9 protein-coding genes, 1 tRNA gene and 2 pseudogenes are annotated in these 11,533 nt (G+C 63.2%); 8 read left to right on the top strand and 4 right to left on the bottom strand.

Translation table 11 applies throughout. The annotated features are described in order from the left end of the window. Positions 1–100 precede the first annotated feature (100 nt). Genes AC6RA4_RS18160 through AC6RA4_RS18175 form a run of 4 tightly spaced genes read right to left on the bottom strand, consistent with a single transcriptional unit; the run spans position 101 to position 3,997 of the window. A complete protein-coding gene (locus tag AC6RA4_RS18160) occupies positions 101–1,219 on the bottom strand; it encodes a DNA polymerase III subunit delta' (protein WP_500162765.1) in 1,119 nt (372 codons plus the stop codon). Continuing rightward, positions 1,216–1,842 carry a dTMP kinase gene (tmk, locus tag AC6RA4_RS18165; protein ID WP_500162767.1) on the bottom strand — a complete coding sequence of 209 codons (627 nt, stop codon included), beginning with the start codon at positions 1,840–1,842 and terminating at the stop codon, positions 1,216–1,218. Before tmk ends, AC6RA4_RS18160 begins: the two co-directional genes overlap by 4 nt. After that, a complete protein-coding gene (locus tag AC6RA4_RS18170) occupies positions 1,839–3,014 on the bottom strand; it encodes a D-alanyl-D-alanine carboxypeptidase family protein (RefSeq protein ID WP_500162768.1) in 1,176 nt (391 codons plus the stop codon). Before AC6RA4_RS18170 ends, tmk begins: the two co-directional genes overlap by 4 nt. A 50-nt stretch (positions 3,015–3,064) precedes the next feature. After that, positions 3,065–3,997 carry an SPOR domain-containing protein gene (locus AC6RA4_RS18175; protein WP_500162770.1) on the bottom strand — a complete coding sequence of 311 codons (933 nt, stop codon included), beginning with the start codon at positions 3,995–3,997 and terminating at the stop codon, positions 3,065–3,067. A 266-nt stretch (positions 3,998–4,263) separates the two neighbouring features. Between AC6RA4_RS18175 and AC6RA4_RS18180 the strand changes: the two genes are divergently transcribed. The 8 genes and pseudogenes from AC6RA4_RS18180 to AC6RA4_RS18215 form a co-directional block, all read left to right on the top strand. Continuing rightward, positions 4,264–4,353 (top strand) — tRNA-Ser (locus tag AC6RA4_RS18180). Between the two features lie 661 nt (positions 4,354–5,014). Beyond that, positions 5,015–6,616, top strand: coding sequence for a tyrosine-type recombinase/integrase (locus tag AC6RA4_RS18185; RefSeq protein ID WP_500162771.1), 1,602 nt, complete (start codon positions 5,015–5,017; stop codon positions 6,614–6,616). Positions 6,617–6,644: 28 nt separating this feature from the next. Further along, positions 6,645–6,812, top strand: a pseudogene (locus tag AC6RA4_RS18190) (IS3 family transposase); the annotation flags it as partial. Between the two features lie 72 nt (positions 6,813–6,884). Next, complete coding sequence (locus AC6RA4_RS18195) at positions 6,885–7,715, top strand: class I SAM-dependent methyltransferase (protein WP_500162773.1); 831 nt, start codon at positions 6,885–6,887, stop codon at positions 7,713–7,715. 87 nt (positions 7,716–7,802) lie between these two features. Further along, a complete protein-coding gene (locus AC6RA4_RS18200; RefSeq protein ID WP_500162775.1) occupies positions 7,803–9,863 on the top strand; it encodes a M13 family metallopeptidase in 2,061 nt (686 codons plus the stop codon). A 99-nt stretch (positions 9,864–9,962) separates the two neighbouring features. Continuing rightward, positions 9,963–10,390, top strand: a pseudogene (locus AC6RA4_RS18205) (transposase); the annotation flags it as partial. 60 nt (positions 10,391–10,450) lie between these two features. Further along, a complete protein-coding gene (locus AC6RA4_RS18210; protein ID WP_500162778.1) occupies positions 10,451–11,194 on the top strand; it encodes a DUF6639 family protein in 744 nt (247 codons plus the stop codon). 119 nt (positions 11,195–11,313) lie between these two features. Next, on the top strand, positions 11,314–11,533 hold a 220-nt coding region (locus AC6RA4_RS18215), incomplete at its 3' end, for a hypothetical protein (RefSeq protein WP_500162776.1).

The following is an 11,533-nucleotide window of genomic DNA, read 5'->3' on the forward strand; positions in this document are numbered from 1 at the left end:
GGAAGACGCCCCTGGCTTCTCTTCGTCAAAAATACTCCCGCCGGAGGCGCCCGGCCTTGCCAGATGCGCGATTGCCGGGCTGTCTCGCGTGACGGAGTACTCAGGCGACCTTGTGCAGTTGCAGGATCATGTCCAGCACCAGCGCGGCGGGGTCGACATTGACCGAGCGGGCGTGGCGGGCGCGGTCGCCGGCCTCCTGCGCCAGCTGCGCCCAGGCGCGGCCGGTGGCGGGGTCGGGGGAGAGGCGCGACAGCATGGCGGCTTCGCCGGGCGCCGCCTCGGGCGAGGGGGGCGTGCCGGTGACGCCGGTGCGGGCGAGCCGGGCGAGCAGCGTGTCCATCAGCGTGAGCGTCAGGTCGAGCCGCGCCTCGTTGGCCTTGCCGGCGGTGCTCTCGCCAAGCGCGATGGCGCGCGGGCGGTCGAGGCGGGGGAGGGTGCCGACGGTCTGCACCAGATCGCCGTAGAGCTTCAGCCCGTCGTGATTCAGCAGCCGCATCGCCGCGCCCACCGAGCCCGAGGACAGCGCTGCCAGCGCCTGCGCGTCGGCGGCGGCCACCTCGGCGCCGGCCTGACCCAGCGCGCGGGCCATGTCTTCGGTATTTAGCGGCGCCAGCCGCAGCTCGCGGCAGCGCGAGCGGATCGTCGGCAGCAGCCGCGAGGGCTGGTGCGCCACCATCAGCAGCGTGGTGCGCGCCGGCGGCTCCTCGAGCAGCTTGAGGATGGCGTTCGCGGCGCTCACGTTGAGCTCATCCATGCTGTCGACGATCACCACCCGGCGCCCGCCCTCCGCCGAGGAGAGCGTGAAGAAGCCCTTGAGCTTGCGCACCTCGTCGACCGTGAGCTGTGTCTTGAGCCGCTTGGCCTTGTCGTCCCAGGCGCGGCGCAGCAGGAACAGCCCCGGCTCGGACAGCGCCAGCGTGCGGCGCATCACCGGGTGATCGGCGGCGATCTCCAGCGTTTCGGGGGGCGGCGGGGCGCCGAAGAGCCCGTCCTCCTCGAGATCGGGCGTCGCCAGCAGGAAGCGCGCGATGCGCCAGGCCAGCGTCGCCTTGCCGAGGCCCTTGGGGCCGGTCAGCAGCCAGCCGTGATGCAGCCGGCCGGTGGTGAAGGCGGTGAGGAATTCCTGCTCGGCCTTGTCCTGGCCGAAAGGCCGCACGGTCTCGCGCGGGTGCGGCGCGCCCTCGACGCGGTCGGGCTGGGGAATCTCGGTCTCGCTCATGCCTCAGCTTGTAGCGCGGCCCGCACATCCTGCGCCACCGCTTCCGGGGGGTGGTTGCCATCGACGATGCGGAAGCGGTCGGGAAACTCGGCGGCCAGCGCCAGGAAGCCCGCGCGCATCTGCTGTTGCAGCGGCAGGCCGAAATCCTCGAAGCGCTCCTCGGCGGTCGCGCGGGCCTTGGCGCGGGCGAGCGCGGCTTCGGGATCCATGTCGATCAGCAGGGTGAGGTCGGGCTCGATGCCGATCATCAGGGAATGCAGCGTGTCCACCGCGCCGCGCAGGTCGCCGCGCGACAGGCCCTGATACATGCGCGTTGAATCGGCGAAGCGGTCGCAGATCACCGTGGCGCCGCGCGCCAGCGCCGGGCGGATGGTGCGCTCGAGATGATCTCGCCGCGCGGCTGTGAAGAGCAGCAGCTCGGTCTCCGCCGACCAGCGCTCGGGGTCGCCCTGCAGAACCAGCGCGCGGATCTCCTCGGCCCCGGGCGAGCCGCCGGGCTCGCGGGTCAGAACGACCTCGCGGCCCTCGCCGCGCAGCTGTTCGGCCAGCAGCCGCGCCTGGGTGGACTTGCCGGAGCCGTCGATGCCTTCGAAGCTGATGAACAGCCCCGTGCCCCCGCTCACATTGCCTCCCCGGAGGCCTGGTTCATGCGGCTCAGAAGCGCCTGGCTGACCACCATCATGCGCTTGCCGAAGCCGCCGCCGGCCACCGCCTGTTCGGCGAAGAGGGGCACGCGGTGCTCGGGCAGGCCCTCGGGGCGGATGATCAGCTCGGCCAGCTGCTGGCCGGCGCTGATCGGCGCCTTGAGCGGGCCGGTATAGACCACCTCGGCCTCGAGCATGGTGCCCGGGGTCACCGGCACCAGCAGGGTGACGTCTTCCTTGGCGACGAGCCCGACGCTGTCCTCGGCGCCGAGCCAGACCTCGGCCTGCGCGACGGCGGTCTCTTTCTTGACCAGCGTGCGCTCGGCGAACTGGCGGAACGCCCAGTTGACGATCGACTCGCTCTCCTCGGCGCGGGCGCGCTCGCTGTCGAGCCCGGAGATGGTGAAGATCACCCGGCGGCCATCCTGCATGGCGGAGCCGACGAGGCCGTAGCCCGCTTCCTGCGTGTGGCCGGTCTTGAGCCCGTCGGCGCCGATGTCGAGGCGCAGGAGAGGGTTGCGGTTGTTGACGTTCGAGGGCGCGCGGCCGTCGAACTCGAAGCGGCGCTCGGCGAAGATCGGGTAGAACTCGGGGAAATCCTCGATGATCCGGGTCGCCAGCAGGGTCAGGTCGCGCACCGACATGCGGTGGTTCGGCGCCGGCCAGCCGCTGGCATTTGCAAAGGTCGAGTTGGTCATGCCGAGTTGCTGGGCGCGGCGGGTCATCAGCTCGGCGAAACCGGCCTCGGTGCCGTTGGGCGACAGAGCCTCGGCGATCACCGCACAGGCGTCGTTGCCCGAGAGCACGATGATGCCGCGCAGCAGGTCTTCGACCTTCACCCGGTCGGTGGTGTTGAGAAACATCGTCGAGCCGCCATAGGACATGGCGTGCTCGGAGACCGGCAGACGCTCGTCGAGCTGCAGGCGGCCATCGCGGATCGCCTCGAACGCCATGTAGAGCGTCATCAGCTTCGACATCGACGCCGGCGGCAGCGCCTCGTCGGCATTCTTGGCCATCAGCACGGTGCCGGTGGTGTAGTCGAGCACGAAGGCGGCGCGGGCGCTGGTGTCGAAGGCGCCGGCCTGGGTGGCGAGCAGCGCCACAGCCGAGGCGGCGGCCAGCATCCGGCGCAGGGAACGGGTCGGGATCATGGTGTGGCTCCTCGTCCTTGTGCGCCCCGGGCCGCGCGGGCCGGGACCGATCAGTTGGTGACGGCGTAGGCGTCGGTGAAGCCCGAGGCCTTGATCTTCTTGAGCAGCTCTGCGCGCTCGGCCGCGGTCTGGGCGGGGCCGACGATGACGCGCCAGAAGGTCTTGCCGGAGCTCGACTGCTTGCGCACCGTCGGCACCATGCCCTGCTGGCGCATGGCGGTGGCGGTGTTCTTGGCGTTCTGCTCGATGCTGAAGATGCCGATCTGGATATAGGGCTTGTCGAGGCTCGAGGCGGGTTTGGCCGCGGGCTTCGCTTCGGGTTTCGGGGCCGGTGCGGCGGCCGGCGCCGTGGTCGCGGCGGCGGCGGCCTTGACCTCGGGGGCAGGGATGCCCGCGGCGCTGTCGAGCGCTGCGGCAGCGCTGGCGGCAACCGGATCGAGCGTCGCTTCGGTCACGTCGGAAGGTGCGGCGATGGCGGTGGCCTCGGCGCTGGCGACCGGGGCCGGGCCGTCCTCGGCGGGGATTTCCTCGCGGCGCAGCGCGATCACGTCGAGATTGGTCGGCGCGCCGGCCAGCATCTCGAGCGCTGCCGCGGCGTCGGACGAGACCTGCAGACGCGGGCCGGGCGACTGGCGTTCGCGGCGGAACAGCGCGCCGATGACGAACTGGCCGTTCTGCTGGTTGCGGATGATGACGCGCTCGGGCTCGCTGACCTCGGGGTGGGCGACCCAGACGCCGCCAAGCGACGGGCGACCGTCCCAGAGGCCCGCTTCGGTGGCGTGGAACACCTCGGGGGCCTCGATGTCGCGCTCGACGCTCTGCGCCGCGCGGCTGACGGTTTCGCCGGTCTCGGCGGCGCCGTCCTTGGGCTTCAGGAAGCCCGGCATCTGCGCGTCGTCACACGCGGCAAGCGCCGCAACGCCGGTCAACAGCCACGCGGCCCGCAAGGCCGCCCCACGACGCTTCGAATTCGATCTGCCCATGTTCTGCCCCATGCCTGTCCTACGGGTGGTCCTTCCCCGCATCCCCTGCGCCTGCTCGCCCCGGATCTTCGTGCCGGATTTTGCGAAAAGACGGATGCGCCCCTGATCTGGCCCCGCCGAGGGGGGCCGAGGGCGGCGCGCCTGCCTTTGGAAGAAGAGAGTAACGGCTTGGCCGGATCAAGAAAAGCCTGCAATGCCGCTTCGGCGGTTTTTCCCTTGCAGGGCGGCTTTCAGAATCGCGTGAGCGGGGCTAGAGCTTCGGGACCGGAGGTTTGGCAGAGTGGTCGAATGCGGCGGTCTTGAAAACCGTTGGGCGTGAGAGCGTCCCCAGGGTTCGAATCCCTGAGCCTCCGCCATAATTTACAACCAGCCCATTGTTCACATTGGTTATTTTCCTTAGGCGCCATCTATAGCCCCACATTTGGCCCCACACGCAGGTTTTGATGATTTGGGTCTTGTCAATGTGATGCATTTGGAAGCATGTTGGTACGTAGAGTGAACATCTGGTGCCACCGGATGTCGATGAATCAATCTACGTAGTTTCAGCAGAGGAATTGCAGAGCTACCCACAAGGGGTAGGACTGTGCCTCCGGAACACTTCCCAAACCAACTCGATCTCTTTTCCGCTGATGCCGCCGAAGCGCCGCATCGAAGTGACGAACCTCTCGCAAATGAAAAGACTTGCGCTGATCGTACCACGAACCGGGCGGACAAGCCGCGCAACGCGTCCAGGGAAAAGGCGCCAAAGCAGGGGTTTCCCGCGCGCGCGTCTACCTCGAAAGGGGGCCATGATGGCAAGTCGCCTTCTCGGCTCTTTCTCCGGGATGTGGAGGTTGCGAAACGGTACTCGGTGTCCCGCCCCACGATCTGGCGCTGGGTCAAGAAGCGTTTGGGCTTTCCATCGCCTGTGCAGATTGCCGAAGGAACAACGCGCTGGGCTATCGCTGACCTCGAAGAGTTCGAGCGATCGCTTAAGTCTACTTCGGCTCTTGATGGCGCTCGCGCGGGAGGTGGCACGTGAGCCGCTCCTATCGCGGCGTCCGCCCGCAGACCAATCGTGTGTATTCGGTAGACCAAGTTCGCGATCTCTACGGTGTCAGCCGCAATACCCTGAACAATTGGGTGGGGAGCGGCTTGCATCCGGTTGATGCCCGGACCCCTCAACTTTTCCATGGGGGCGAACTGGCGCGCTTTCATCGTGATCGTGCCGGCACCACAGCGACGTTACTCCAAGGGCAATTCAATTGCTTCGGTTGCAAGCGAAAGGTGTTTCCGGACCCGCGCTCGGTGGCGATCGAAGCAGTCAAGACACGTGCGAACTTGGCCAGAGCAACATGTCCGGACTGCCATGTCATCGTACTGAAGCTACTGGGTGAGGCAGAATGCAACAACGTACGAAAGTGCCTTGATACCAATACCAGCCTAGCATCGATAGACGAAGGGAGAGAGGCAGTTCAGGCTGGTATTGGGAAGGAGCAAGGTGCCGGTGCGCTGGTGGCGCGGTCGCAAAATGACCGCATCATCTTTGCTTGGCAGGGCTTTGCGGGTCGCTTTGACAAAAAGACAGTCACCGCTCACCTAATTTCCATCCGGGCATTTGAGCGCTTTTTCCCTGGTCGTGCCTTTGGAAGCCTAGACAAGGATGACATTGTTGGCTGGCGGGAGGCCCTCATTGCCAATGCATGTGGCCTCGGCAATTCTACGATCCGCCATCGAGCTTCGCAGGTAGGGGCATTCCTGAAGTGGCTCGCCAACGAGCCGGGCCACACGAAGCTACGCGGGCTGAGCGAATACTGCCTCCTTCCTAGAAAGCTGATGCAGGCCCCGCTTCCTGAGCCCAAATTGTTCCCTGATCTGGGGGAGGCGGGCATTCTGCTAGATGCCATGCCTGCGGCGTCGCTCCATGACCGGCGTCAGCGTGCGATCTTCGCAATGGCGTTCCTGATCGGCCTGCGTGCAAATGCGCTGATCACGCTGCGCCTGAAGCACGTCGACGTCGATGCGCGCCGCGTCGTCCACGATGGCGCTGCGGTACGTGCCAAGAACGGCAAGAGTTTCGATGTCAATTGGTTTCCAAGGACCGCCCCTTTCGAGCAGGTGGTCCGCAGCTGGCTTGATGAGGTCACAGCTCTAGGTCTGCGGCGAGACGACGCTATCTTCCCGAAGCTCAGGCAGCTGAAAACCGCTGGCGTGCAAGATCGGCCGACCATCGACCCGATGAAGACGGCTGACGCAGTCACGGAAGCTTTCGATCGCGCTTGCGCTGGGCGAGGCCCGCACTACACGCCCCATTCGGCTCGTCACACGCTCGCGAACCTCGGCGACAAGCTTTGCCGCACATCAGAGGAGCGTAAGGCATGGTCACTAAATTTTGGCCATGAGACAGAGGCGGTCACCTGGGAGCACTATGGCAAAGTGAGTGGCGAACGAAAGGACCAGATCTTCGAAAGCTTCGATCGAGATGTGCCGCCGACCGCTGACGAGGCCGAGTTGATGCTCCGCTACCACGAACACGAATTGATCCGGGGAACTCCGGAGTTCGATCGAGCAGCGCGCCTGGTCGAAGAGCGCAGAGATCTTAAGCGACGAGGAAAAGCGGGGCAATTTGCCGTCGGATAGTCGGCTTCGGGAAAAGGCCGACTGCGGTCTCCGGCTGTTTTCTGACAGCTTCGACGCCTCCCGGAAGTTCCAGATCCCGGTGGTGATCGATGACTGCACCCGAGAGTGTTTGTGCCTTGTCGCGGACACCAGCCTGTCCGGCGCACGGGTTGCCCGGGAGCTCAGCGCCCTCATCCCGATCTACGGCAAACCTGGGTGGGCTGACCGACCAAGGTGACATTCCGTTTCACTACCTGTACCTTGAGGGTATCAGTCAGGGCGGTTCACGATGACCGATCTCGAAGACGTTGCGCAACATTACCATTCCGGGCACTTGCTCAAGCGGATCTCCGATGGATGCGAAGCACTTGACCTGACCCCACCGTTTTCCAGCGACGCCCTGGCCGCAGTGGACGAGTTCCACATTGGTGGCCGACTGGCGACCGTGCCCTTCGTGACGGCTCTGGGCTTGTCAGCGGAAAGCCAGGTTGTGGATCTTGGATGTGGTCTCGGCGGTCCGGCGCGCTTCGTAGCGTCGGCCACCGGGGCGCACGTCACCGGCGTCGATTTGACTGCAGAGTTCGTGGAAACCGGGCGCGTCCTCACGGAATGGACGGGCCTGTCAGATCGGGTTCAGCTCATCAAAGGCAGCGTGCTCGATCTGCCGTTGGAAGCCGGGTCGATGGACGCCGCCTACATGATCCATGTCGGCATGAACATCGCGGACAAGGTCGGTATAGCGCGGGAAGCGAACCGCGTGCTCAAGCCAGGCGGCATCTTTGCGATCTACGATGTCATGCAGGTCGGAGAAGGCCAGATGGACTATCCTGTCCCATGGGCGTCCTCTGCGGATCTTAGCGCACTTGCCTCACCGGAGACATACGAGGCGGCGTTGAAATCGGTCGGTTTCGAACTGACCGGTCGGATCGACCGGACAGCCTTTTCCAGGCAGTTCTTTGCGGATCTTGCTGCTGCGCAAAACCGTGCGGGCGGCCCCCCGCCGCTGGGGCTGCATCTTGTTATGGGCGATGATACCGCGCTGAAGGTCCGGCACATGGTACGAAATATCGAAAGCGGATTGATCGCTCCAATCGAAATCCATGCGCGTCTGCCTGTTTAGATTTGTGCCTGCTATGAGCTCGTTGCCGACGAAACTGTCCGGAGATCAATTTCACAGCCTAATATCAGCCTAATAAGGGAGACCCCGATGATCCGTCCTCTATTGACCACTGTCGCGCTCTGGGCCCTTGTCGCTCCTGCGCAGGCCCAGGAGGCACTGCCGGCCCCGACGCCCGATGATCTGGTCTTCTCGGTCGAGAACATGGATCGCAGCGCCGATCCCCGGGAGGATTTCTATCGTTACGCGGCGGGCGGATGGATGGACCGGGTCGAGCGTCCCTCGCGGTTTCCCACCTACGGCATCTTCACCATCATGAACGATCGGCTGACCAAGCAGGTCGCCATCGCGGCCGCCGAGGCGGGCAAGTCCAGCGCCGAGTTGCCCAAGGGCTCGCCCGCCCAGCAGGTTGGGGATTTCTACAACGCTTTCATGGATGTCGAGGCCATCGACGCCGCCGGGATTGAGCCGATCCGCGCCATGCTGGACGAGATCGACGCGATCTCCTCGGTGTCCGAGATCACGCGTTTCATGGCCTCGCAGGCGGCGACGGCAGGTCCGGGGCTTTTTGTAATGTTCGGTCCGGGGCAGGACCCCGAGGACAGCGGCAAGTTCGCCCTCTACGCCGTCGGTCAGACGTTCGGGATAGACCGGCATTTCCTGGAGCTTCTGCGGACCGAACCGGGAGACAGCGCGCTGATCCCCTATCACGACTATGTCCGGAAACTCATGGAGATCGCAGGCTATTCAGCGGATGAGGCGCTACGGATCGCCGACAACACGATCAACATCGAGACGGCGCTCTACAACGGCTTCCTGACGCCAGAAGAGTTCAAGGACCCGAAGATGCGATCCGCAAAGTTGCCCTTTGAAGAGGTTGCGGCCCAGGTCCCCGAGATTGATATTCCGCTGTATCTGGAGATGGTTGGCTTCGAGAAACCTGACGAGTTTGTCATGTTCCAGCCGCGCGCGCTGACCGTCCTGTCCGAGGTCCTGCGCGAGAGGCCGCTGGACGATCTGAAGGACTACATGGCCTACCGGATCGTGCAGAATTATTCCCCCTATCTCGACACCGAACTTCTGGAACCCAAGCTCGACCTCTTCGAGGCTTTGGTCGGGGCCCGGCCCGATCAACCCAGGTCAGAGCAGGTCTATGAGCTGTTGAAGGAGAAGATGGGGCACCCGGCTAGCAAGGTCTTCGTCGACCGTTTCTACCCCGATGGCACAAAAGAAGACGTGCTCGACATGGTCGAGCGGATCAAGGCCGTCTTCCGCCACCGGATCGAGATAAGCCCATGGTTATCTGACCCGACCAAGGCCGAAGCGCTGAGGAAGGTCGGCAATTTCTACTACAAGGTCGGATACCCGGACAAATGGATCGACTACAGCGGTGTAGAGATAGGACATGATGCGGTGGCCAACATGATCGCCCTCGGCCGCTTCGAGATGGAGCGCACGATCGACAGCCTCACCCGACCGCCCGAGCACGAGGAGTTCAACGGTGCATCGACCCTGCCGATCGCGATGAACGCAGCCTACTCGCCGCAGATCAACGGGTTCGAAGTCACCGCGGCAATCACGATGGCGCCGGCTCTGTCGCCAGACATGGACGCGCCCCTCAAGTTCTGCCGGATCGGCGCGGTCATCGGGCACGAGATGACGCACGGCTTCGATTTCAGTGGTCGCCAGTATGATGCGACCGGCAACCTTCGCGACTGGTGGACACCCGAGGACTCCGAAGCCTTCATCTTTGAGGCGAGGAAGCTGATCGCGCAGGCCGACAACTTCGAGGTTCTGCCTGGCCTGAACATCAACGGTGGGCTCGGCGTGGGCGAGAACATGGCCGACGTGGGCGGCATCACACTCGCCTATGAGGCGCTGAAGGTTTATCTCGAGGAACACCCGGAAGAGAATATCGAGATCGACGGCATGTCGCCCGCAGAGCGCTGCTTCGTTGGCTGGGCACAATTCTGGGCGTCGAAACAGACCGACCAGTTCCTGCACACGATCGTCACGAACGACGGCCACGCGCCGGATTACTACCGGTCCGTCGCGGCGCTCCAGCATCTGGACGCGTTCTATGACACCTACGGCATCGTCGAAGGCGACCCGATGTGGTTGCCGCCAGAGAAGCGTGCCCGCGCCTGGTGATGAGTTGAAGCGAGGAACAGCAGCAATGCGCCATAGTGCAGTTGTCGTGACTGCTGCGAGAGGAGCCACCCAATGTAGGTTACAACAGTTGGCGTAGATCTGGCCAAGAACGTTCTACAGGTCCATGGGATTACCGAGACCGGAGAGGTCGTTATTTTATCGGACGATCAGACGCGCGCAGCTTCTGGCTTTCTTCGAGGACCTGCCTGCGTGTCTTGTCGGCATGGAGGCATGTGGGTCCAGGCACTACTGGGCGCGGCAACTTTCTGCCCTTGGCCACGATGTTCGTTTGATCCCGGCGAATTACGTGAAGCCCTACGTCAAACGCGGCAAGTCCGATGCGGCTTCAGGACCGGCAGGATCCCCGCGTGACGATGCTCCGCACGATACCTGGTGTGGGTCCTGTGACGGCGTCCGCCATTGTCGCTACTGTCGGCGACGCGCGGCAATTCAATAGTGGGCGGGTATTAGTAGCCTGGCTTGGGTTAACTCCACTCAACCGATCCAGCGGAGGCAAGGAAAAGCTGGGTCGGTTCAAAAGTTCCAAGAGAAGCTATCATGGTTGCAACGCGAATTTCGAGGGTCTGATGGCGTCAGTCGGTCGACATTCATTTCTGTTCTGCACTGTCACCTTGGGCAGTGCGATTGCTTTCGCACCTTCCAGTCCGGCTGCCGAAACACACACCGAGCAGAGTACGTGCTCTGCTGACATTCACATTTCTGCAGAGGAAGGTGCTCACAGTGCACTTGTCTGCGTGGCGGTTTCAGTAGCGCGCGAACTTATGCAAAACTGCGGCTTTGAACAGAAGCGCCCGATAACAATCAAAATCGTACCGGCGATGGACAGGGAGCACGAAGCCTGCGCAGCTTTCTTCAACTGTGACACCGACGTGCTAACCGTTGTAAGTCCCGAAGCGCTAGCGCGGTCGGATCAAGTGCTCGATGCATTTGCTCGGCTTCCTGCAGATGAGTACTTCCAATCGGTTATCGTTCACGAGCTTGCTCATGCCTTCTTGAGCCAGTCGCAACATGGTATGATGTCCCGCGTTGGGCATGAGTATTTTGCCTACTCAATTCAGATCGCCTCACTTCCAGAAGGCGAACGAGCGAAGATATTTGACTATATTGCGTTGGAAGCGATCCCGAGTGCGATAAATTTTTATGAGTCCTTGTTGGATTTTCGCCCGTCCACTTTCGCTCTATGGTCATTTCTGCATTTTTCCCACCCAGACAATGGATGCGCGTTTGTGCAGCGAATCGTTGAGAGGGACCTGTCGCTTCCCGAAGCGTTTCTGAGACGAGATGTCGGTTCCAGAATAGACTGGCCCTGAGGGAAGCCAACAAGGCAGGGTGACTCCGGTCGTTTGTCGCCAAATATTGTAATCAGCCGCTTCGGGTGTCGACCGCCGATGACTCCGGCTCGCCTTCGAAGGCTACGGAAGCTGCGTTCATGTACATATGGACGCGACGTCTGGGACCGGCCCAAAGCCGCCGTTCATGGGGTGGTCCGTCGCTGCCGTGCAGCTTCACCAAAGCGGTCATCCAAACATCGTGCAGCATGCCGTTGCAAGCCAAGGTCGACAGTCGGGCGAAGCGGCTGTTCTACTACATCATGCTAGGTCATGTTGACAAATGGCGGATCCAGAGACGGATCGACGTGATGTCAATGA

The organism is Salipiger sp. (genome assembly GCF_059781815.1).

Excerpts from the sequence above, each read along its gene's own strand:
- AC6RA4_RS18160 (WP_500162765.1), bottom strand. The coding sequence starts at position 1,219 with ATGAGCGAGACCGAGATTCCCCAGCCCGACCGCGTCGAGGGCGCGCCG.
- AC6RA4_RS18170 (WP_500162768.1), bottom strand. The coding sequence starts at position 3,014 with ATGATCCCGACCCGTTCCCTGCGCCGGATGCTGGCCGCCGCCTCGGCT.
- AC6RA4_RS18175 (WP_500162770.1), bottom strand. The coding sequence starts at position 3,997 with ATGGGCAGATCGAATTCGAAGCGTCGTGGGGCGGCCTTGCGGGCCGCG.
- AC6RA4_RS18195 (WP_500162773.1), top strand. The coding sequence starts at position 6,885 with ATGACCGATCTCGAAGACGTTGCGCAACATTACCATTCCGGGCACTTG.
- AC6RA4_RS18200 (WP_500162775.1), top strand. The coding sequence starts at position 7,803 with ATGATCCGTCCTCTATTGACCACTGTCGCGCTCTGGGCCCTTGTCGCT.
- AC6RA4_RS18210 (WP_500162778.1), top strand. The coding sequence starts at position 10,451 with ATGGCGTCAGTCGGTCGACATTCATTTCTGTTCTGCACTGTCACCTTG.